The organism is Plantibacter sp. PA-3-X8 (assembly GCF_003856975.1).
Lineage (GTDB): Bacteria > Actinomycetota > Actinomycetes > Actinomycetales > Microbacteriaceae > Plantibacter > Plantibacter auratus.
In genome coordinates this window covers 716,817-737,876 of record NZ_CP033107.1, presented here as the reverse complement: position 1 = coordinate 737,876, position 21,060 = coordinate 716,817, and the positions used below count along the sequence as shown (strand labels likewise).

General features: G+C 69.8%; 19 protein-coding genes. 11 read left to right on the top strand and 8 right to left on the bottom strand.

Annotated features, from left to right (window positions below; translation table 11 throughout):
- Nucleotides 1-774, bottom strand: a complete 774-nt coding sequence (locus EAO79_RS03550) for a 1-acyl-sn-glycerol-3-phosphate acyltransferase (RefSeq protein WP_124767815.1) — start codon at nt 772-774, stop codon at nt 1-3.
- A 119-nt stretch (nt 775-893) separates the two neighbouring features.
- Here EAO79_RS03550 and EAO79_RS03545 point away from each other — a divergent pair, with 119 nt between their 5' ends.
- From EAO79_RS03545 to EAO79_RS03535, 3 genes are all read left to right on the top strand, one after another.
- The gene (locus EAO79_RS03545; RefSeq protein ID WP_124767814.1) at nt 894-1,505 is read left to right on the top strand and encodes a TetR/AcrR family transcriptional regulator; all 612 of its coding nucleotides are present in this window, start codon (nt 894-896) and stop codon (nt 1,503-1,505) included.
- Nucleotides 1,506-1,661: 156 nt separating this feature from the next.
- The gene (locus EAO79_RS03540; protein WP_124767813.1) at nt 1,662-2,108 is read left to right on the top strand and encodes a Fur family transcriptional regulator; all 447 of its coding nucleotides are present in this window, start codon (nt 1,662-1,664) and stop codon (nt 2,106-2,108) included.
- A gap of 115 nt (nt 2,109-2,223) precedes the next feature.
- Nucleotides 2,224-3,681 (top strand): catalase, encoded by a 1,458-nt coding sequence (locus EAO79_RS03535; protein WP_079704299.1) that lies wholly within the window; start codon nt 2,224-2,226, stop codon nt 3,679-3,681.
- Between the two features lie 72 nt (nt 3,682-3,753).
- Here the strand turns inward: EAO79_RS03535 and EAO79_RS03530 are convergent, their stop codons facing one another.
- Together EAO79_RS03530 and EAO79_RS03525 are read right to left on the bottom strand one after the other, a co-directional pair.
- On the bottom strand, nt 3,754-3,966 hold the full coding sequence (locus EAO79_RS03530) for a hypothetical protein (RefSeq protein ID WP_079704298.1): 213 nt from the start codon (nt 3,964-3,966) through the stop codon (nt 3,754-3,756).
- A gap of 98 nt (nt 3,967-4,064) precedes the next feature.
- Nucleotides 4,065-4,700 carry a uracil-DNA glycosylase gene (locus tag EAO79_RS03525; protein WP_158596626.1) on the bottom strand — a complete coding sequence of 212 codons (636 nt, stop codon included), beginning with the start codon at nt 4,698-4,700 and terminating at the stop codon, nt 4,065-4,067.
- A gap of 136 nt (nt 4,701-4,836) precedes the next feature.
- Between EAO79_RS03525 and EAO79_RS03520 the strand changes: the two genes are divergently transcribed.
- The 3 genes from EAO79_RS03520 (at nt 4,837) to EAO79_RS03510 (ending at nt 8,197) form a co-directional block, all read left to right on the top strand.
- On the top strand, nt 4,837-6,315 hold the full coding sequence (locus EAO79_RS03520) for an MFS transporter (protein ID WP_124767811.1): 1,479 nt from the start codon (nt 4,837-4,839) through the stop codon (nt 6,313-6,315).
- A gap of 63 nt (nt 6,316-6,378) precedes the next feature.
- Entirely contained in the window at nt 6,379-7,212 is an 834-nt protein-coding gene (locus EAO79_RS03515; protein ID WP_124767810.1) for a siderophore-interacting protein, read from the top strand.
- 109 nt (nt 7,213-7,321) lie between these two features.
- A complete protein-coding gene (locus EAO79_RS03510; protein ID WP_124767809.1) occupies nt 7,322-8,197 on the top strand; it encodes a hypothetical protein in 876 nt (291 codons plus the stop codon).
- Between the two features lie 18 nt (nt 8,198-8,215).
- Here the strand turns inward: EAO79_RS03510 and EAO79_RS03505 are convergent, their stop codons facing one another.
- Nucleotides 8,216-8,608, bottom strand: coding sequence for a (deoxy)nucleoside triphosphate pyrophosphohydrolase (locus EAO79_RS03505; RefSeq protein ID WP_124767808.1), 393 nt, complete (start codon nt 8,606-8,608; stop codon nt 8,216-8,218).
- Nucleotides 8,609-8,822: 214 nt separating this feature from the next.
- On the opposite strand from EAO79_RS03505, the gene EAO79_RS03500 reads away from it, so the two are divergent.
- Entirely contained in the window at nt 8,823-12,356 is a 3,534-nt protein-coding gene (locus EAO79_RS03500; protein ID WP_124767807.1) for a bifunctional RecB family nuclease/DEAD/DEAH box helicase, read from the top strand.
- Here the strand turns inward: EAO79_RS03500 and EAO79_RS03495 are convergent.
- The gene (locus EAO79_RS03495; protein WP_124767806.1) at nt 12,331-12,954 is read right to left on the bottom strand and encodes an NAD(P)H-dependent oxidoreductase; all 624 of its coding nucleotides are present in this window, start codon (nt 12,952-12,954) and stop codon (nt 12,331-12,333) included. The two genes, EAO79_RS03500 and EAO79_RS03495, sit on opposite strands and share 26 nt — an antisense overlap.
- A 93-nt stretch (nt 12,955-13,047) precedes the next feature.
- On the opposite strand from EAO79_RS03495, the gene EAO79_RS03490 reads away from it, so the two are divergent.
- The 3 genes from EAO79_RS03490 (at nt 13,048) to EAO79_RS03480 (ending at nt 16,666) form a co-directional block, all read left to right on the top strand.
- Nucleotides 13,048-13,629 carry a TetR/AcrR family transcriptional regulator gene (locus EAO79_RS03490; RefSeq protein ID WP_229939165.1) on the top strand — a complete coding sequence of 194 codons (582 nt, stop codon included), beginning with the start codon at nt 13,048-13,050 and terminating at the stop codon, nt 13,627-13,629.
- Nucleotides 13,630-13,772: 143 nt separating this feature from the next.
- Nucleotides 13,773-15,323, top strand: coding sequence for a S1C family serine protease (locus tag EAO79_RS19290; RefSeq protein WP_241160973.1), 1,551 nt, complete (start codon nt 13,773-13,775; stop codon nt 15,321-15,323).
- A 125-nt stretch (nt 15,324-15,448) separates the two neighbouring features.
- Complete coding sequence (locus EAO79_RS03480) at nt 15,449-16,666, top strand: DUF429 domain-containing protein (RefSeq protein WP_124767803.1); 1,218 nt, start codon at nt 15,449-15,451, stop codon at nt 16,664-16,666.
- A gap of 8 nt (nt 16,667-16,674) precedes the next feature.
- Here EAO79_RS03480 and EAO79_RS03475 read toward each other — a convergent pair whose 3' ends face one another.
- Nucleotides 16,675-17,172: a DUF2809 domain-containing protein gene (locus tag EAO79_RS03475; RefSeq protein ID WP_124767802.1), complete on the bottom strand. Its 498-nt coding sequence runs from the start codon at nt 17,170-17,172 to the stop codon at nt 16,675-16,677.
- Nucleotides 17,169-18,533, bottom strand: a complete 1,365-nt coding sequence (locus EAO79_RS03470; protein ID WP_240043998.1) for an LssY C-terminal domain-containing protein — start codon at nt 18,531-18,533, stop codon at nt 17,169-17,171. The genes EAO79_RS03475 and EAO79_RS03470 overlap by 4 nt, the downstream gene beginning before the upstream one ends.
- 63 nt (nt 18,534-18,596) lie before the next feature.
- Here EAO79_RS03470 and EAO79_RS03465 point away from each other — a divergent pair, with 63 nt between their 5' ends.
- On the top strand, nt 18,597-19,880 hold the full coding sequence (locus EAO79_RS03465; protein ID WP_124767801.1) for a M18 family aminopeptidase: 1,284 nt from the start codon (nt 18,597-18,599) through the stop codon (nt 19,878-19,880).
- A 91-nt stretch (nt 19,881-19,971) separates the two neighbouring features.
- On the opposite strand, the gene EAO79_RS03460 is transcribed toward EAO79_RS03465, so the two are convergent.
- Nucleotides 19,972-21,057, bottom strand: coding sequence for an NYN domain-containing protein (locus EAO79_RS03460; protein ID WP_124767800.1), 1,086 nt, complete (start codon nt 21,055-21,057; stop codon nt 19,972-19,974).
- Nucleotides 21,058-21,060: the final 3 nt, after the last annotated feature.

Sequence of the window (21,060 nt, the reverse complement as noted above, 5' to 3'; positions counted from 1 at the left end):
TCAGCTCGCCGTCTGCCGACGCGCCTCACGTCGGCGCTCGCGTTCGAGGTCGGCGGCTGCAGCCTCGGCAGGCGTGGGAGCCGTTCCGCCCAGGGCGCGAGGTTGCCACCACGCCCCGGTCCCATCGACGGGATAGTCGCGTTGCAGCTCGTCGACCATGCCCTGCAGACGGTCGCGGAGCTGCTCGGTACTCGTGCCGACGTCATCACCGGGCGCGACGATGATCGGCTCGCCGAACGAGAAGTGCACGGGGACCCCGAACCGCTCGCGGAAGCCGACCCGGTGGTTCTTCGTCATGAGGCGATGACCGCCCCAGACCGCGACGGGGATGATCGGCACGCCGGCCTCCTGCGCGAGGCGCACCGCGCCCGACTTGAGCTCGCGGACGGTGAACGAGGCGCTGACACCGGCCTCGGGGAAGACCCCGACCAGCTCGCCGCTGCGGAGCGCTGCGACGGCGTCGGCATAGGCGGCCGCACCGGCACGCATGTCGACGGCGATGTGCCGCATGCTCCGGAGGAGACGGCCCACGATGGGCTGGTCGAAGGCACCCTGCTTGGCCATGAAGCGGATACGGCGGCGGTTGTGGAGCACGGTCGCCCACTCGACGAGTGCGAACTCGAGGTACCCGAAGTGGGTCATCGCGACCACCGCGCCCCCCTCGTCGGGGAGGTGCTCGATGCCGGTGGCGTGACGGCGCAGGCGCCAGAAGCCGAAGAGGGAGCGACCGACACCGACGGCGGTGTCGTACACGGGCTCGATGCGGCGTCTCATGGCGACACCGTACGACAGGGACCTGGGGAAGTACCGGGCTGGACACCTGGGGAAGTACCGGGCTAGGGGCGCCTCGGGAACCCTTCGCGGGCGGACCGCACGCCCGATACGATCGCAGGATGACGGTGACGCAGACGGGCCGCTCCCGCGGCAGTTACGCCAAGACGGCGGCGAGACGCCGGGAGATCCTCGAGGCGGGGATGGACGTCTTCGCCGAGCAGGGGTTCCGCAGTGGATCGCTCCGTGAGGTCGCGGAGCGCGTGGGCATGAGCCAGGCCGGCCTCCTCCACCATTTCTCGACCAAGAACGATCTACTCGCCGCGATCCTCGACTTCCGCGACGACCGGGATCGCGAGGAGTCCGGCATCGAGATCGGGAGCGGCATCGGAGGCATCCGCGGGCTCCTCCGCCTCGTCGAGCACAACATGCGCGTCCCCGGTCTCGTCGAGCTCCACTGCGTCCTGTCCGCCGAGGCGACCTCACCGGACCACCCGGCGCACGAGCACTTCGTCCGGCGGTACAGCTGGTTGATCGACGGGATGACCGTCTCCTTCGAGGTGATGGCGCGCGAGGGCCAGCTGGTGGCCGGCGTCGAGCCCGCGAGCGCGGCGCGCATGCTCATCGCGATGATGGACGGTCTCCAGTTGCAGTGGTTGCTCGATCGCGACTCGGTCGACATGGCCGAGGAGACCCGACGTTCGCTGCGGCCCCTGTTGACCGTCGAGCTGTAGACCGACGCTCCCCCGCCGTGACCGGGAGTTCTCCACATACGGCATCACCCGTCGGCCCATCACTCATATCTGATATTAGAGTTGTGGGGCTGCGGGACAACGCGAAGGGGAAGTCCTTATTTTGACTAATTCAAAACAACTCGGTACGGTGACTGCATGAACGGATCGGAGGTGGAGTCGGCGACGAACGATTTCAACACGAGGATCCGCGCAGCCGGGCTGCGGGTGACCACGGGACGCCTCGCCGTCCTCGAGATCCTCGCCCGGACACCGCACGCCGATGTGGAGCAGGTGGTCGCGTCCTTGAAGCCGCGAGCCCCGCAGACCTCCCCACAGGCCGTGTACAGCGTGCTCAACGCCTTCGTCGCAGCCGGTCTCGTGCGCAGGATCGAACCGGACGGCCATCCCGGCCGGTACGAGCTGCGCGTCGACGACAACCACCATCACCTGGTGTGCAGCTCGTGCGGCGCCGTGGTCGACGTCGACTGCACGCAGGGTGCGGCGCCATGTATGCACCCCGACGACACGGCGGGGTACGTCATCGACACGGCCGAGATCACGTTCTGGGGCGTATGCCCCGCGTGCCAGGCGGATGCTGCCTGACGCCGTTCCACAGACCACTCGACGGCACCTCCATGCCGATCGTCAGCTGTCACCGCCAAGGTGGCAGTGCTGAATCCATCCGACCGTCCGACCAGCCCCACCCTCGAGGAGAGACATGTCCGAGACCAGCTACACCACCACCAACAGCGGAGCACCCGTCGCGAGCGACGAGCATTCGCAGAGCGTCGGCGCCGACGGAGCGATCGCGCTCCACGACCACTACCTGGTCGAGAAGCTCGCGCAGTTCAACCGCGAACGGGTGCCGGAGCGCGTCGTGCACGCCAAGGGCGGCGGTGCGTTCGGACGGTTCGTCACGACCGGCGACGTCTCCCAGTTCACGCGCGCCGCGCTGTTCCAGCCGGGCGTCGAGACCGAGATGCTCGCACGTTTCTCCACCGTCGCCGGTGAGCAGGGCAGCCCCGACACCTGGCGCGACCCCCGTGGCTTCGCGCTGAAGTTCTACACGAGCGAGGGCAACTACGACCTCGTCGGCAACAACACGCCGGTGTTCTTCATCCGCGACGGCATCAAGTTCCCCGACTTCATCCGCTCGCAGAAGCGTCTCCCGGGCTCGCACCTGCGCGACCACGACATGCAGTGGGACTTCTGGACGCTCTCCCCCGAGAGCGCGCACCAGGTCACCTGGCTCATGGGCGACCGCGGTCTGCCGGGCTCCTGGCGCCACATGGACGGCTTCGGGTCGCACACCTACCAGTGGGTCAACGCCGCAGGCGAGCGGTTCTGGGTGAAGTACCACTTCAAGACCGACCAGGGCATCGAGATCCTCACGCAGGACCAGGCCGACCAGATCGCCGGCGAGGACGCCGACTTCCACATTCGCGACCTCTCCGAGGCCATCACGCGAGGGGAGCACCCGAGCTGGACGCTCTCCGTGCAGGTCATGCCCTACGCCGACGCCGCGGGCTACCGCTTCAACCCGTTCGACCTCACCAAGGTCTGGCCGCACAGCGACTACCCGCTCATCGAGGTCGGCAAGATGACCCTCGACCGCAACCCGGAGAACTACTTCGCGCAGATCGAGCAGGCGACCTTCGCGCCGTCGAACTTCGTCCCCGGAATCGCTGCGAGCCCCGACAAGATGCTCCTGGCCCGCATCTTCAGCTACGCGGACGCACACCGCTACCGCGTGGGCACCAACCACGCACAGCTGCCGGTCAACGCGCCGCACGCGCCGGTGCACACGTACTCGAAGGAAGGCGCCATGCGCTACACCTTCAACGACGCGGACGCGCCGGTCTACGCACCCAACTCGGTCGGTGGCGCCCACGCCGACCCTGCGCGTGCCGCTGAATCCAACGGCTGGCAGTCCGACGGCGAGCTCGTGCGGGCAGCCGCGACGCTGCACGCCGAGGACGACGACTTCGGCCAGGCCGGGACCCTCGTGCGCGAGGTGCTCGACGACGCCGCCCGCGACCGTCTCGTCGGCAACATCATCGGCCACGTCTCGAAGGTGACGCGCCCCGAGCTCCGTGCGCGGGTCATCGCCTACTGGACCGCCGTCGACGGCACGCTGGGCGCGCGCGTCGCAGCCGGCCTCCCGCCGCTCGTCTAGAGCTCACCGCCGAACACGCGGAAACGGTCGCCATCCTTTGCGGATGGCGACCGTTTCTGCGATCTCGTGGGTTCAGACGCCCATCGGGCCGCCACCACGGCGCGGAACGCCGCCGGTGCCTTCGGCCAGGCCTCTCGCGCGTTCGCGCTCGACCTCCGCGTCGTTGTCGTGCGAATGGTGTTCGTCGGCCGAGCGCGCGGCGCGGTCTCGCCGTGACACGTACCAGACGGCCGCGATCGCCAGGAGGACGAGCGCGGCGAGGATGACGATGGTGCCGATGTCCATGTGATGCTCCTCTCCTCGTCCATCGACCCTAACGAGGCCTCAGATGCACGCAACCCCCTCGCCCGACGGGCGAGGGGGTTGCGGAACGGGGTGTGTGATCAGCCGGCGACCTGTTTGGCGCGGGCGAAGACCTTCTCGATCTCCTCACGACGACCCGGCTGCTTCAGGGACAACGGCGAGGGGTGCGGAGCGTTGAAGGCGCTGTAGGTGTTGCCGAGCAGGGGCTCGACGTGCTTCCACCAACCGTCCTGGGCGTGGGGTCCGCAGAGGACGACGACGCGCAGGTTCTTGAGGAGGGGCAGGAGGGCACGCAGTTCCATCGCTCCCTGAGCGACCTCGGGCGCGTTCGGCTTCTTCCGCCCGGCGCTCAGGTACCACGGGACGATGTTCCACACCATGACGTCGTCGAAGCCGATGTCGTTCCGCAGATTCCAGAGGCTCTCGGCGATCGGGTCGTCGTTGTCGACCGAGGCGAAGCCGGATCCCGGGGCGTCGAGGCTGTCGGGGGCCAGGGTCCCCGGGGCGTCGAGGAGGATCAGTGTCTTCGCGTTGACGGCCGCATCGGCCGGGTCGACGAGCGGGAGGACGAGGTCCGCCTGCCGCCGTCCTCGGCGGGTCATCATCGCGTCCGACCAGTCGCGCAGCGGCGCGAGTGCCGGCGACTCGGCCAGCATGCGGTGTCGTTCGGCCAGTTCGTCGGGGTCTTGCAGCCCGCGAGGGGCATCCATATGCATCTTCCGAGCGTAGCCCGTGACGGCTGCCCCGTCATCGTCTGAGCCGGTTCTGAGGGTGAAGATGCTGCACAGGACGGCGGATCCGTGCCCGTCAAGCCGGCGTGGCCCGGGTTGACGCGGGCCTAGGCTGGCCAGGATGACTGACGAGCGAACCGCCCCCGACGACCGGACGAAGTGGCGCGCGTTCGCCATCTGCGTGTCGGTCGCCGCCCTCACGATCCTCGACCTCTCGAAGGTCAATGTCGGACTGCCGTCGATCGAGCAGGCGCTCGACGCCGGCCCGACCGCCCTGCAGCTGATCGTCGCCGGGTACGCCCTGGCCTTCGGTCTCATCCTCGTGCCCGCCGGGCGTTACGGCGACCTGCACTCGCGGCGTCGCATGTTCATGATCGGCCTGAGCGTGTTCGGGGCGGCCAGTCTCGCGTGCGCCGTCGCACCGAGCGTCGGCATCCTCATCGGCGGGCGGATCCTCCAGGGCATCGCCGCGGGTCTGCTGATGCCGCAGGTCATCGGGCTCATCCAGCAGTTGTTCGTGGGGAAGGAGCGCGGCCGCGCCTTCGGGCTCTTCGGAGCCATCATCGGCCTCTCGACGGCGTTCGGACCGACGCTCGGCGGTCTGCTCATCGCCATCGGCGGCCCGGAGGACGGCTGGCGCCTGCTCTTCTGGATGAACGTCCCGCTCGCGATCATTCTGTTGCCGATCGCCGCCCGATTGCTGCCCAAGCAGCAGCCGCACGAGGCGGGTGCCGGATCGCTCGACCCGGTGGGCATCGTGTTCCTCGGTCTCGCCGTGCTGTCGCTCATGCTGCCGTTCGTCCTGACGACCGGTTCCCCGGGCGACGACCCGGCGCGTTGGTGGTTGCTGGTCGCGTTCGCCGTCTTCGCCGGCCTCTTCGCCTGGTGGGAGGGTCGCTACCAACGCGCCGGGAAGACACCCGTCGTCGACTTCTCCCTGTTCAAGCTCGGCAGCTACCGCAACGGCGTCCTGATCTCCACGACGTACTTCGCGGCGATGCCGGCCACCTTCCTCACGCTCACGCTGTTCGTGCAGCAGGGGCTCGGGCTCGAGCCGGTCTTCGCGGGCATGATCACGATCCCCTTCGCCCTCGCCTCGGCCGTCAGCTCGTGGTTGAGCGGGCGGGTCGTCGACCGCCTCGGACGCCCCCTGGTCGTCGGTGGGCTCGTACTGGTCGTGGTGGGGTTCAGTCTCAACTCGCTCCTCGCGTTCATCACGCCCCCGGAGATCACGCCGTACGCGATGGGTGCCGCGATGCTCCTGGCCGGCATCGGCGGCGGCGCGGTGATCTCTCCCAACCAGACGCTGATGCTCGCGGACATCCCCGTGGCCTCCGGTGGTGTCGCCGGATCGATCGGTCAGCTCGGCCAGCGCATCGGCACCGCGGTCGGGCTCGCCGCCGCGACGGCCACCTTCTACGCGACCGTGTACTCGGAGAACGGCGGCGATGCGTCGGGCGCCTCGCTCGACGTCTATCACGACGCGTACCGCAACAGCACCCTCGTGACGATCGGCTTCGTCGTCGTGGCGCTCGTCTTCGCGCTGCTCGACACCCGTTCGCGGAAGGTCAACGCCGTCGCACCCGAATCCTCCAAGTAAGGGTGACCTGAGTTAGGGTAGCCTCAGTCGCGGCCGCCGGAGCCGCCGGAGGAAGGGGCTCGAGTGGCTCGCACGAATGCCGAGACGGCGCGCATCAAACCCGAGGCGGCGACACTCCTCACGCTGCGGGTCGTCCGCCGCTCGCGTATCTCGCCGAACATCGCCAGGGTCACCCTCGGTGGCGGTGACATCGCCGACTTCACGTTCCTCGGTTACGACCAGTGGTTCCGGTTCTTCATCCCGGTCTCCGAGGGCGGGCTCGAGCGGCTGCCGACCAAGCTCGACATGCTGGCCTACGCCAAGTACCTCGCGATCTCCAAGTCCGTGCGACCGGTGCTCCGGAACTACACGGTGCGGGATTTCCGGCGCGACGGGCCCGACGGGCCGGAGCTGGACGTCGACTTCGTCATCCACGGGTCGGCCGCCGAGGGGACTGCGGGGCCTGCGGCGAGCTGGGCCCAGTCATGCGAGGTGGGCGATGCGGTGGCACTGCTGGACGAGGGGCGCATGTTCAACCTCCCGGCCGACGTCGACCGGGTGCTGCTGGTCGCGGACGAGACCGGACTCCCCGCCGTCGCAGGCATCCTGACCTCGCTTCCGGCGTCGACCGTCGGGACGGCGATCGTCGAGATCCCCTCCGCCGCCGACGCGCAGGACGTGCGAGTCCCGGACGGGGTCGAGCTGCGATGGGTGGTCCGAGAGGATCCGCACGACATCCCTGGACGAGCGGCGCTGGCGGCCGCGACGGCCCTCGGCGTGCCGCCCAGCCCGTGCTACGGATGGGTCGTCGGAGAGCAGTCCCTGGCCGCGAACGTGCGTCGGCTCTGGGTCCGTGGTGGCATGCCGAAGGACCGTGTCATGTTCTGTGGCTACTGGAAGGCCGGCAAGGCGCACTGATCGGCCGCTGGTGTCGGCGTTCTGGTCGACCTCGCCGCTAATTGGGTCGATCGCCCGAATTCGGGGTGTCCCCGACGCGCTGGGCTGACGGCTCCACTAACCTCACGACATGCCTTCTCCCGCCGGTGCGACCGGAAACACGATCGGCGCGCTGCCGACCGGCGTCGCGACGGGTCTGATCCGGACGGTGACCGGTGGATCCGCCGACCGGGCGTTCGAGGTCGATGTCCCCGAAACAGCCTCGAGCGCTGCGGACACGTCGTCGCACTCGCACGACGCCCTCCGCAGCTGGGACGTCGTCCGCTCCACCTTCCGACCAGGTGAGGCCCTGACCTTCGACGAGCGCTACCGGTACGCCCAGCTCCCCCTGATCGACGCCGACCACCCGCTCGCGCTCGCGGCGAGTCCTGACGGCGTCTACCGTGGCGGGCGGTACGCCGAGGCGCGCCTGGCGGTCGTCGTCCCCGTCCCGATCGAACGACTGTTCGTCGATCCGATCTTCCTGAGCTACGAGGCCGATCTCGCCTCGGCACCCTTCGCCCCCAAACTCGCACGAGGCATCGAGCTCCGACGCGCCCACCGCTTGCACGCGACGCTCTCCTCCATCGATGCGGACTCCGGGTTCCTCGACGGGCTGCGGACGAGCGTCGGCGCGTTCACGCCCTTCCGGGTCAGGCTGGCGGGCCCCGTCATCGGCGGCTTCAACCGCGGACGCTGTTACCTCCCCGCCATCGCGGACGCCTTCGGCCCCATCCAGCGGGCCGTCGGTGGGCGTCCATCACCGCTCGTCGGGGTGGGCCTGCACCACTTCCGCGATGAGCTCGACGCTGCCGAGACCGCGGCGCTCGCCGCATTCCTCGAGCGTTGGCGCGACGTCACCCTGTTCGAGTGGACGGTCACCGAGCTGGCGATCACCTCGACCAACGACGATCTCGTGCTCAGTGGACGCACGCTCGCGCGCATTCCGCTCCACGCGGCCGACTGACACGCCGCGTCTCCGGGGTCAGCTCGCGGTGAGTCGCCTGACCATCGGGAGGTCGGGGGTCGCCCAGTCCAGTCCGAGGAGCTGTTCGCGGGTGACCCAGCGCAGTTCGTCATGGTCCGTGCTGTGGACCGGGGGTGCCCCTCGGAAGACGACCTCGTAGCAGGCGAGGTCGATGACGAGCTCGCCCACGGTGACGGTGGAGCGGTCCAGCAGCGCCCCCACAGCGACGTCGGCGTCGAGCTCCTCGCGCAGCTCACGAGCCAGCGCGTCCTGCGGTTGCTCGCCGGGCTCGACCTTGCCGCCGGGGAACTCCCACAGTCCACCGGACGCCCGCCCGGGTGCCCGCCGACATGCGAGCACGGTGTCGTCCTGTGAGGCGACACCCGCGACGACCTGGATCGTGGTGGTCATCATGCGCTCCTGTCCCGTGGCGTCGTGGTCGCTGTCCAGGCTAGGGGACGCGGGATCGAGGACGCCCGACGCCGCTCCACAGACGGCTCCCCCTCGGCTGACGACAGCCTGCGTCCCGCGGCGGCGCCGTGGTCGGTGGTGCGTGCCAGACTGACAGCGATCGGAGGCGGACCAGCCCCCGCAGTAGTCGTCTCGAAAGGCACCCACCGCACCGATGTTCCTCCTCGACGGTTCCGCCATCACGAGCGCCAGCGACCTCTCCAACGCCTCCTACTGCGAGTTCGCCTTCCTGCGCACGGTCGACGCGAAGCTCGGTCGGATCGAACCGATCGTCGAGCCCGAGGACGAGATGCTGATGCGCACCTCCAAGCTCGGCGACCAGCACGAGCTGCGCGTCCTCGAGTCGTACCGCGCCGAGTTCGGCACCGGCGTCGTCGAGCTCGACCGCCCCGACGTCCGAGACGCGGTGGCGCTCGCCGCAGCCGTCGAGTCGACGATCACGGCGTTCCGCGACGGAGCCCCGGTCGTCTTCCAGGCCGCGTTCTTCGACGGATCGTTCATCGGCTTCGCCGACTTCATCGTGCGCCGGCCCGACGGCCGGTATCGCGTGCAGGACACCAAACTCGCGCGCTCACCGAAGGTGACCGCCCTCCTCCAGCTCGCCGCCTACGTGGAGCAGCTGGAGACGGCCGGGATCCCGGTCGACGACGACGTCGACCTCATCCTGGGAGACGGCACCGTCAGCACCCACGCGGTGGCCGACATCCTGCCGGTGTACCGTCGCCGCCGTGCGCGCCTGCTGCGGATCGTCGCCGAACGGCTCGAAGCCGACGCCCCGGTGGCCTGGGGCGATCAGCGCTACAGCGTCTGCGGACGATGCGCGTGGTGCGACGCCGAGATCACAGCCTCACGCGACGTCCTGCTGGTGGCCGGGCTCCGGTTGACGCAGCGCGACCGCCTGCTGGCGGCCGGCATCGCCACGATCGACGATCTGGCGTCGCTCACGCTCACCGGGTCGACCGAGCGACCAGGGCCGCACGGGCCGTCGGGTGGCGCCGGCGGGACGGTCGACGGCATCGCCGAGAGCACGCTCGCTGCGCTGCGCGAGCAGGCGCACCTGCAGCTCGAGCCGTCACCCGCCGCCGGCGTGCCGGCGTTCCGCGTGCACGACGCCGCGGCGCTCGGGCTCCTGCCGCAACCCGATCCGGGCGACGTCTTCTTCGATTTCGAGGGCGACCCGCTGTACACCGAGGGCGAGCCGGGCGACGCCCGACGGGGCGACCGCACGAGGTGGGGCATCGACTACCTGTTCGGCCTGGTCGACACCGACGGCCGGTTCCGATCCTGGTGGGCGCACGACTTCCATGAGGAGCGCACGGCCCTGATCGACTTCCTCGCCTACCTCACCGCCCGCCGTGCCGAGTTCCCGGGCATGCACGTGTACCACTACGCCGCCTACGAGCGGACGCACCTGCTCTCGCTGGCCGCCCGGCACGGGGTCGGGGAGGACACGATCGACGACCTCCTCCGCGAGGCCGTGCTGTTCGACCTCTACCCGTTCGTCCGCAAGACGGTGCGTGTCGGATCGCGGTCGTACTCGATCAAGAAGCTCGAGCCGCTCTACATGGGTGAGGACCACCGCGACAGCGACGTCACCGACGCCGCGGCATCCATCACCGCCTACGCGGAGGCGCGCGAGCTGAGTCGGAGCGGCGACCCGGAGCTCGTCGCCGAAGGCGAACGGAAGCTCGCCGAGATCGCCGAGTACAACGCGTACGACTGCGAGTCGACCCGTCGGCTGCGGAACTGGTTGCTCGACCTCGGTGCGGAACGGGGCGTGCTGCCGGGCACCTTCGTCACCGACGCACCTGAGCCCCTGGTGGACGAACCGACGCCGCTCCACGACGCGCTGACGGCGTTGGCCGGAGACCCCCTCGACCCCGAACGCTCCGACGACGCCACCGCGTATGCGCTCGCGGCGGCCGCCATCGACTACCACCGGCGTGAGCACAAATCGTTCTGGCAGGAGCACTTCTCCCGACTCATCGCCGCGCGCGACGAATGGGAGGACACCCGGAACGTCTTCACCGTCACCTCGGGAATCGTCGAGCGCGACTGGTTCCGCGAGGGACGGCAGCGCAGCGACCGCCGTCACGTCCGACTCCGCGGCCGATGGGCTCCCGGCAGCAGTGTGAAGGTCGGCGCCGACCCGTTCGCGGTCTACGACCACCCGGGACCGTACACGCTCCCCCGCGCCGAGCCCGGCTCGCGACCGGCGGGGCAGATCACGGTCCTCGAGGTCGACGACGACTCCCTGCTCATCCAGGAGACGCTCAAGACGGATCGTGAGCCCTACACGGAGCTGCCGGTCGCGCTCACGCCGTCTCCTCCCCCGCGACCCGGAACACAGGTCGACGCGATCGCCGAGTGGGGGCAAGCGGTCCTCGACGCCTCTCCAGGGTGGCCGGACGACGGCGTCGTCGACATCCTGCGGCGACGGCCGCCCCGCACGAGCTCGGGTGAGCCGCTCCCCCACCGCGGAGACGGGCGGACGATCGAGGACGTGACCGCCGCGTTGCTCGACCTCGACGACTCGGCGCTCGCCGTCCAGGGGCCGCCCGGAACCGGCAAGACCTACGTCGCCTCGCACGTCATCACGGCCCTCGTGCAGCAGCACGGCTGGCGGATCGGGGTCGTGGCGCAGTCGCACGACGTCGTCGAGAACCTCCTCGAGCGTGTGGTGAAGGCGGGGCTCTCCCCCGCGCTCGTGGCGAAGACCCTACGATCCGGTGCCGACCCGGATGCTGAGCGCGGCTACACGGTCCTCCCGGCCAATGGTCATGGCGCGTTCATGGCCGAGCAGACCGGCGGCTTCGTCATCGGCGGGACGGCCTGGGACTTCAGCAATCCCAACCGGTTCGACCGGAGGTCGCTCGACCTGCTCGTCGTCGACGAAGCCGGTCAGTTCTCGCTCGCCTACACGATCGCGGCGAGCGTCGCCGCGCGGAACCTCCTGCTCCTGGGCGACCCGCAGCAGCTGCCGCAGGTGAGCCAGGGGACGCATCCCGAACCGATCGACACCTCGGCCCTCGGATTCGTGGCCGACGGTCGCGACGTCCTCCCTCCGGAACTCGGCTACTTTCTCCACGAGACCTGGCGGATGGATGCCGCGGTCACCGAGCCGGTCTCGCGGTTGTCGTACGGCGGCGAGCTGCGCTCAGCAGCGGCCACGACGAAGCGGCGTCTGGAGGGTCGTGCGCCGGGACTGCACGTCGTCCCGGTCCACCACGTCGGAAACGCGACGAGTTCGCAGGAGGAGGCCGACCGCGTCGCCGAGCTCGTCCGGTCGAGCATCGGGCTCCGCTGGACCGATCCGGATGCCGGCCGCATCGACGACCCGGTGGGCGAGGCCGACATCATCGTCGTCTGTCCCTACAACGCCCACGTCGCCGTCGTCCGAGCGACGCTCGACGCGGCCGGGTTCGACGGGGTGCGCGTCGGGACCGTCGACAAGTTCCAGGGTCAGGAGGCCGTCATCGCGATCGTGTCGCTGGCCGCGTCCTCCCCTGCCGACGTCCCGCGGGGCATGTCGTTCCTCTTGATGAAGAACCGACTGAACGTCGGGATCTCCCGCGCCCAGTGGGCGGCGTACCTCGTGCACTCCCCCGCGCTCACCGAGTACCTGCCGGTCACGCCGGAGGGCGTGGCCGAGCTCAGTGCCTTCATCCGGTTGGTCGACGGCCACTGACCAGCTCCGCCGGGGCTGCGGAGGGGCGAGGATTCCGTCGCGCCGCGTCGGTGCGACCGTTCTGCGCCGCCTTCGCGAGCCACCGCTGACGCTGCTCCACGGTCGAATCCTTCACCCGACCGAACCGGTTCACGGCGACCGGCTTGATCCCGCAGAACCGGAGGGTGGTGGTACGGAGTTGCTTCACCGTCGTGTCGCCGACGAGCGGCAGGTACCACGAGGGCGAGTCCGACGTGACGATCACCCGACCGGTACGGCCCGCCAGCAGCCCCTCAGGGAGGCCGTTGGACTTCATCCGGTAGGCGCGACGGGGCAGCAGCAGGCGATCGAAGAACCCCTTGAGCAGTGCGGGCACCGATCCCCACCAGACCGGAGCCACGATCACGATGTGGTCCGCGGCGAGGATCTGCTCCCACGCCCGTTCGAGGTCGGGTTCCAGGTCTTGACGGCGGGTGTAACCGAGGCGGAGGTTCGGGTCGAACGCGAGGTCGCGGACGGCGAGGACGGTGGCGTCGCCGTGCGCCTCCGCGTAGCTGGTGGCGAGGGCGGCGCAGAGGGACCCGGGGTTCGGGTGTCCGTCGATGACGAGGGCGGGCATGAGTTCTCCAACAGTTGTAGGTCTGGACAGTGCCAAGAATCTGGACACTGTCCACTTCCGGCTGGAACCGACTCTACGGGTACGATGTTGCTTGTGTCAAGATCGACGACGACGTACCACCACGGCAACCTCGGGCCGGCGCTCGAGGACGCTGCACTCGAACTCATGCGGACGCAGGGCCATGCTTCGTTGAGCCTGCGGGAGGTCGCACGCCGTGCCGGGGTCAGTCACAACGCGCCGTACCACCACTTCGGCGACCGGACCGCGCTCCTGAAGCGGCTGAGTGAACGCGGCATGGCCGAGCTCTTGGACGCCATGCGCGAAGAGCGGGAGGCGACGGCGGGTCGAGACCCACGGGAGGCGGCCGTCCGGATCGGTTCGACGTATGTGCACTACGCGGCGCAGCACCCGGAGCGGTTCCGCCTGATTTACGACCCCGAAGTCTGTGTCCCCGGCTCACCGAGTGAGGCTATGGCGCCACTCATCGGAGGCGTCGAGGCGCTGCTCGCCGAGACGACGGCGTCGCTGGCCCCCGGCGCCGAGCCGCAGGTCATCGCCGCCCTGACCACGGCGGTCTGGGCGGCGGTCCACGGGCTCGCGGAACTCGTCGTCGCCGGACACATCTCCGAGGCAGCGGCCCGCCCTGCGCTGGAGGCGTTGCTCACGCGACCCTGAGGTGGCGTCTCGCATGGAGCCTGTACACGATCGTCATCCGGGAAACGGTCGGGAAGCTCAAAGGTCGTTCATGGTCGAACCAGACGATTCACTCGGATTGCGGGAGTCAGATGATCTCAGCACCCCCGCCGAGAGGAATCCCCGTGAACACCACCCCAGACCCAGAACGCCCTGAGCCGCGTCCAACGGACGGCACTCGAGCGGCGGAGACGCCGCAGTCGTCCCCCGCTCTCGATCCGTACCAGCCGCCCACCGGCTCGTACCAGCCCCAGCCCGGTGTGGACGTCACTCCCCCGGCCGGCTACCCCGGGAACACGGCCGCGGGTGGTCAACGACGCGAGCCCACGACGCCCTTCGGTTACGCGACGGCTCCCCACGCGACGAGCGGTCAAGTGTGGCCCGGTCATCACCAGGGCCCGCAGGGTCAGTACGGACCGTACGCCGCCGGCCAGGGCCAGTACGCGCCCTCCGGCACCTGGCAGCCCCAACCGTACGGACAGCAGACGATCCCTCAGCCGCTGTCGACCACGGGTACTCCCGCGAAGAAGCAGCCCATCGGCTGGATCATCGCCGCCGCGACGGCCGCCACGGTCGTGTCCCTCGTGACCGGTGGCCTCGGCCTCGCTTCGCTGGCGGCCGGCGCGTTCCAGAGCGTCGCCGCCTCCTCACAGGTGACGGAGACGGTGCCGGACGACGGCGGTCAGAGCTTCCGCGCTCCCGGTGGGCAGCCTGGGCCGCAGCAGGCGACGCCGGATGCCGCGACGGCGAACACCCGGAGTGCCACCGCCGCTGAATCCGTGGGAGTCGTCGACATCGACACCGAGCTGGCCTACCAGGGGGCCGCCGCCGCGGGAACCGGGATGATCCTCACCGCCGATGGCCAGATCCTGACCAACAACCACGTCGTCGCGGGAGCGACGAGCATCGTCGTCACCGTCGTGGCGACCGGAGAGAAGTACGACGCACGCGTCGTCGGGACGGATGCCACGAACGACGTCGCGCTCCTGCAGCTCGACGGCGCCTCAGGGCTGGACACCGTCACGATCGACGACGACGGCGGCGCAGCCGTCGGTGACGCCGTCACCGGGGTCGGGAACGCCGGCGGCACGGGTGGGACGCCCAGCGCGGCGGACGGGTCCGTGACCGCCCTCGAGCAGGACATCACGGTCCAGGATGAGGCGACCGGGGCGGGCAAGCAGCTGACCGGATTGATCCAGACGGACGCGGACATCCAATCGGGCGACTCCGGCGGGCCGCTCTACGACTCGGAGGGCGAGGTCGTCGGCGTCGACACCGCTGCCTCCTCCGGTGGGACCGACATCGACGGATTCGCCATCCCGATCGACGACGCGTTGTCCATCGTCGACCAGATCCGCACCGGCGTCGAGACCGACACCGTCACGATCGGCTACCCGGCCTTCATCGGGATCGGTCTGGCAGCGTCCGGCGCAGCCCAGACCGTGCCGGGTGCCGTGGTCGGTTCGGTGATCGAGAACACGCCGGCGGCGTCGATCGGCCTCGCAGCCGGCGATGTCATCACCGGCCTCAACGGTGTCGCCATCGACTCCGCTCAGACCCTGACGGCGACGATGGCGACGCTCGAGCCCGGGCAGACGGTCTCCGTCACCTGGACCACGGCGAGTGGAACCTCTCAGACCGCTGACGTGACGCTGATCGAGGGCCCGGTCGGCTGATCGCGTGGTCGGGACGCTCGACGACTCCTCACCTCCGGCCCGCCGCCGGATCCGAGGAGTCGTCGACGTCTGCCCAGTAGGCTCGGGAGGCGGTGCCTCGCCGCGTCCACCGGAAGGAACCGCTCGTGACCCGCTTCCTCGGAGTCGACCTCGCCTGGGGCGAGGGGACCGGCTCCCGCGCGGCGAACGAGTCGGGACTGGTGTGCATCGACGAGACCGGGACCGTCATCGAGGCCGGGTGGGCCGTGGGGATCGACGCCGTCGTCGCCTGGATCGTCGCCACCGCCTCACCGGGCTCCGTGATCGCGGTCGACGCCCCTCTGCTCGTCCAGAACGAGACCGGCATGCGTCTCTGTGAACGTGAGGTCGGGCAGCGGTACGGGCGCTGGCAGGTCTCGGCCTACCCGTCGAACCTCGGCCTGCCCGCGCTCGGTGGTGTCGCGCTCTTCACGGCGCTGGAGGCGGCGGGGTTCCAATACTTCGACGGACTGAGCACGCCGGCGGCGGATGCCGTCGTGTTCTTCGAGGCCTATCCCCACACCACGTTGGTGGGTGCCGAGGAGTTCGGGTATCCGGATGCGCGGCCCCGCTACAAACGCCTCGACCCCGGTCTCCCCGTCGCCGAGCGACGGCGACGCCGCGCGGAGGTCTGTGACGACCTCATCTCGCGCCTGCAGGCGCTGACCTCGGCGACTCCGCCACTCGACCTCGACACCCACCCGGTGACGGCGCTCCTCGTCGCGGAACCGTCGCCGCTGAAGGAATCGGCGCACAAGCACCGCGAGGACCTCATCGACGCGGCCATCTGCGCGTGGACGGCATCCGCTTGGTCCCGTTGGGGGCTCGAACGGTTCCAGGTCCTCGGTGCCTCGGATGCTCCGGACGTCCGTGGGCGTGTTCCGACGCTCCTCGCGATGGCGCGACCCGAACAGCGCTCCAAACCGGACATTCCAATCGGGGCATATTCCACTTCGGCTCCACAGCAGGCATCTTCGCCGCCGCTGGAGCCAATCTCCCGGCAACCCATGACAGACCACGAGCTCAACGAAGGACATATGAAGAAGAAGGCATACGCTCAGGACGACGCTCCGGCGGAATCGAACACGATCGAGTTCGTCCCCGGCGGAGCGGCGAACGCCGACGCGTCACCCGCAGCCTCGACGCGAGCGCCCTCCCCCGCTCCGACGACCGTCGAACTCCTGCGCAGTGCCACCTGGCACCTCGAGCACGCACGGGTGGTGGGTCACCCCGACGACGTCGAGTTCGAAGCGGCGAGGTCGGCGTTGGCGGAGGCCGTCTTCGACCTCGAGCACGTCCAGTACGGGGAGACGACTCGCGGCTAGGGCACCCGTCAGGCGGGTCCGGAGTCCGATCGGCGCCGCGCCGCCCGGTCCGCCCGTGCGCGTCGTTCGAGGATGTCGTTGCGAACCCAACGGATCACCAGCGACATGGCGAGCGACAGGAACAGGAACGCCGCCGCGCCCAGGGCGTAGGAGATGAAGTCCGTCGGGATGAACGTCGTGCCGAGCACGAGCGCCGAGGGCGGCCACTGGTCCGCGAGTGCGGCCGGCACGCCCGTGGCCTGGAAGCACTCGATCGCCGCCGAGAAGCCGAACGCGCCGAGGGCGATCTGCCACAGCGGACGCCGTGGGGCGGCGAAGGCCAGGAGGAGCGCGACGAGCACCGTGTAGAGCGCGTTGGTCACGGGGTTCGCCCAGGCCGCTGCCACCGACCAGTGCACCGTCAGCCCGGCGACGATCGTGATGATGGCTGCGCCGAGGAGCAGCGCGCGCTTGAGCGAGGTGGCGGGGCGTGGCCCCTCGTCCGTCTGGTCGGGTGCGTCGGTCATGCTTTCGTCCTCCGGGTGCGTCGTTGTCGCCCACGGGCCCAGTCACGGGCCTCGGTTCCGGAGAGGGCGAGGATGATGGAACAGTCGACCGCGAAGCCGATCAGGTTGGTCTGCAGCGTCAATCCGCCGGCGCCGGCGACATAGCTCGCGGCGAGGGTGGCGATGGACGTCGAGCTGAAGGTCATGGCGAGCAGGCGCGCGAGGTTACCTCCCCGATGGACCCGCCAGGCGAGGACGAGGTAGCAGAGCGTCACCACGGCCGACAGGGCCAGCACGGCTCCGACGACCCACGGGATGAGGACGACGTCGTCGGCCGTCGCGGCCGTCGCGCGGGCCTCCGAGATGACCTGCTTCCAATCGGAGACCAGGAGGACACCGGAGAGCACGGTGGACAGTGCCGCGACGACCATGAGGACCACACCGACGGTGGTGTCCAGGGGCCGCGGGTCGCCGGCCCGGATGAGGGAGCGCGTCGGGGGAGCGTCGGCGGCCGGCAGGGTCGCCGCCGGCGGCACGACCACGGCGCTGAGATCGATGATCGGCAGGTCGCCGTCGGTGACGATCGCGTCGCCTCCGCCGTTCCGCGAGTGGTAGCCGGTGGAGAAGTTGTCGATCACGGACGTCGACGCCCCGAGGTCCGCGGCCGCGATCGACGCGACGATGTGATCGCGTTCGTCGTCGACGTCGTCGGCGATCCGATGGGTCACCTGCAGGGTGAAGACGCTGATGCCGACCGATCTGTCGTACGTCCCGGCGGCCAGCCAATCCGCCTGGTAGCCGCCCGGGAGCAGCCAGCCCTCGGGGGTCGGCCAGAACCGGACGTGGTGCCGCTTCCCCGGACTGCCGTCGACCTCCTGCTGGTAGCAGAACGCCTGGGGACGACCGAACAGGTAGAGCGACGAGACGGGTGCCTCGGAGTAGCTGCGCCTGGTCAGCGTCGAGGTCACGATCCGCAGGTTCGCGCGCAGGCCGAGGTCGTCGGCGAGCGTCCAGCCCGCCGAGAGCATCGCCATGTGGATCTGCTCCTCCCGACCTCGGAGGCCGAGGTTCACGGGATCACCGAGGATGCCCTCGCGCGTGCGGGTGCGTCCGATGAAGTAGTCGGGCAGGTAGACGCGCGACAGCACGGTGTGCAGGCGGGGGAGGATCAGGTAGGCGATGACGAGGTAGATGACGAGGATGAACCAGGCTTGGGCCCAACCGCGGGCGAACGCCTCGGTGAGCAGCACGTACGCCAGGAAGACGGCCGCCGCCGTGCCGAAGGCGAAGAACCAACCGTCGACGATGCGTGCGATCCGTCCGCGACGATCCTCGGACAGGCCGCTTGCGGGCCCGATGAGGTCGCTCCGGGTCTTCGTCACCCGTCCAGGGTAGGGCCTGGTGCATCCACGTGCCGGGTGCGTGGGTGGTGGGAGGATGGTGGGATGGACTCCGTCGCCCACATCACCGACCTTGCCGACTTCATCGTCGCCTCACCCACCTCGTATCACGCGGTCGCGGAGAGTGCTCGGCGCCTCACGGCGGCCGGCTTCACCCGGCGGCTCGAGACCGAGTCCTGGGACGGCGGCGCCGGCCGGTTCTTCGTCGAACGCGAGGGCGCGGTGATCGCCTGGGTGCAACCTGAGCAGGCCCACGCCACGACGCCGTTCCGCATTCTCGGCTCGCACACGGACTCGCCGAGCTTCAAGCTCAAGCCGAAGCCGACGACCGGCGCCCACGGGTGGCTGCAGGCCGGGGTGGAGGTCTACGGCGGACCGCTCCTCAACTCCTGGCTCGACCGCGAGCTCGAACTCGCCGGACGCCTGGTGACGCTCGACGGGACCGTGCACCTCGTCCGGACCGGCCCGTTCCTCCGCATCCCGCAGCTCGCCGTGCACCTCGATCGAGGTGTCAACGACGGCCTCGTCCTTGATCGCCAGCGCCACCTGCAGCCGGTGTACGGGGTCGGTGACCTCGCCCACGCCGACGTGCTCGCGCACCTGGCGGCGATCGCAGGCATCGATCCCACCGCGATCGCCGGGTACGACGTGCTCGTGGCCGACACCCAGGAGCCCCGGCTATTCGGTCTCGACGGTCAGCTGTTCGCCGCCGGACGCATGGACAACCTGACCTCGGTCCACGCCGGACTCGCGGCGCTGCTGGCCGCGAGTGACGGGAGAGCGACCGACGACGCCGCACACATCACGGTCTTCGCCGCCTTCGACCACGAGGAGCTCGGTTCGGCCTCGACGTCCGGTGCCAGCGGTCCGTTCCTCGACGACGTCCTCACCCGCATCGGCGCATCGCTGGGCGGGACGACGTCCGAACGGCTCCAGGCCTATGCGGCCTCCTGGTGCCTGTCAGCAGACGCCGGCCACGCGATCCACCCGAACTACCCGGAGCGCCACGACCCGGCCAATCGGCCGATCGCCGGTGGCGGGCCACTGCTCAAGATCAACGCGAACCAACGCTACGCGACCGACGCCCTCGGGGCCGCGCTGTGGGCCCGGAGCTGCGCCGCCGCAGGTGTGCCCTCGCAGGACTTCGTGTCGAACAACACGGTGCCGTGCGGCTCGACCATCGGTCCACTCACCGCGACACGGCTCGGCATCCGGACGGTCGACGTCGGGACGCCGCTGCTGTCGATGCATTCCGCCCGCGAGCTGTGCCACATCGACGATCCGACCGCCCTGAGTGCAGCGGTCCAGGCGTTCTTCCGAGGCGCCTGAGCAGCGCCGCAGCAGGACATCCGCGCGGGAACAGGACGCCCGAAGGCGGACGGTCCTGCTGCGGCGCTGATCTCCGGCTGCGGGGCCGGCCTCAGCCCAGTTCGCGCAGTCGCAGACGACGTCCGTCGGGGCTCGCGTCCGGGTTCACCTCGACGAGGTCGGAGCGGGAGTTGATGAAGTCGCTGAACGAGCGGTAGCCGAGCGGCTTCTCCTTGAACGCCGGATCCATGCGGATCATCTGGTTCTTCACCTCGGCGTTCAGGAGCCAGTCCTCGTCGTCGTTCTTGGCGTGCACGAGGCGGAGCGCACGAACGAGGAGCTCGGTCGCCGCGCGCTGTGCGTCGGGGCCGGAGGGGTCCGCGGTCTCGTCGTCGGTGTCGTCCAGGTCGTCGGCGTCACGGTGGCTGAAGACCGGCTCGGTGAAGAGGCCCCCGATCCGCGGAGGTGTCTGGGCGACCGGCGCTTCGGCCGTCGGCGTGGACCCGGACGAGGCGCGACGACGCCCGCCGGACTTGGGCGCGGACTTCGGCGCCTCCCCCAAGGAGACCTCCGCCGTGCTCTCGACGGCGGCAGGAGTCCGGGGCGTGCGCGTGACGACCGGCCGGACGATCCCGGGGATGTCGTCGTAGTCGGAGAACTCGTCGCACGCCGCCATGAGCGCACGACTCGTCGCACCGGCGACACCGATCCCGATGACGTGGCGACCGAGGCGTCGGCAGCGCTGCGCGAGGGAGATGTAGTCCGAGTCACCGGCGACGATCACGATGTGGGTGAGGTCGGGGAGGCGGAAGAGGTCCTCGACGACGTCGACGGCGAGGCGGATGTCGGCACCGTTCTTCATCGCCTTCGTCGTGGGGAACATCTGCGTCAGGTCGACCGCGCGGTCCACGAGGTCCTTCTGGTACGCGGAGTTGACCGGCTCGGACCAGTCGGCGTAGGAACGGCTGATGACGATGTTGCCGAACGACGAGGTGTAGTCGAGGATGGCGCCCACGTCGACGCGAGCGGCCTGCAGGCGCTCGGAGATCTCGTCGCCTTCGGGTGCGGCGGAGGGCACGTGGGACCGCGCGCGATCCCGGCTGAACGCCGCCTTCCCGTAGAGCTGGTTGTAGCGCGAGATGACGATGTTGTCGAAGTCGATGTAGACCGCGACTCTGGGCGTTCCGGTTTCTGCCATGAC

Bases quoted from the DNA above. Each gene is read 5' to 3' on its own strand.
- EAO79_RS03545 (WP_124767814.1), top strand. From the start codon at position 894: ATGACGGTGACGCAGACGGGCCGCTCCCGCGGCAGTTACGCCAAGACG.
- EAO79_RS03465 (WP_124767801.1), top strand. From the start codon at position 18,597: ATGGACTCCGTCGCCCACATCACCGACCTTGCCGACTTCATCGTCGCC.
- EAO79_RS03530 (WP_079704298.1), bottom strand. From the start codon at position 3,966: ATGGACATCGGCACCATCGTCATCCTCGCCGCGCTCGTCCTCCTGGCG.
- EAO79_RS03460 (WP_124767800.1), bottom strand. From the start codon at position 21,057: ATGGCAGAAACCGGAACGCCCAGAGTCGCGGTCTACATCGACTTCGAC.
- EAO79_RS03500 (WP_124767807.1), top strand. From the start codon at position 8,823: ATGTTCCTCCTCGACGGTTCCGCCATCACGAGCGCCAGCGACCTCTCC.
- EAO79_RS03510 (WP_124767809.1), top strand. From the start codon at position 7,322: ATGCCTTCTCCCGCCGGTGCGACCGGAAACACGATCGGCGCGCTGCCG.
- EAO79_RS03520 (WP_124767811.1), top strand. From the start codon at position 4,837: ATGACTGACGAGCGAACCGCCCCCGACGACCGGACGAAGTGGCGCGCG.
- EAO79_RS03540 (WP_124767813.1), top strand. From the start codon at position 1,662: ATGAACGGATCGGAGGTGGAGTCGGCGACGAACGATTTCAACACGAGG.
- EAO79_RS03505 (WP_124767808.1), bottom strand. From the start codon at position 8,608: ATGACCACCACGATCCAGGTCGTCGCGGGTGTCGCCTCACAGGACGAC.
- EAO79_RS03550 (WP_124767815.1), bottom strand. From the start codon at position 774: ATGAGACGCCGCATCGAGCCCGTGTACGACACCGCCGTCGGTGTCGGT.
- EAO79_RS03475 (WP_124767802.1), bottom strand. From the start codon at position 17,172: ATGACCGACGCACCCGACCAGACGGACGAGGGGCCACGCCCCGCCACC.
- EAO79_RS03535 (WP_079704299.1), top strand. From the start codon at position 2,224: ATGTCCGAGACCAGCTACACCACCACCAACAGCGGAGCACCCGTCGCG.
- EAO79_RS03495 (WP_124767806.1), bottom strand. From the start codon at position 12,954: ATGCCCGCCCTCGTCATCGACGGACACCCGAACCCCGGGTCCCTCTGC.
- EAO79_RS03525 (WP_158596626.1), bottom strand. From the start codon at position 4,700: ATGCATATGGATGCCCCTCGCGGGCTGCAAGACCCCGACGAACTGGCC.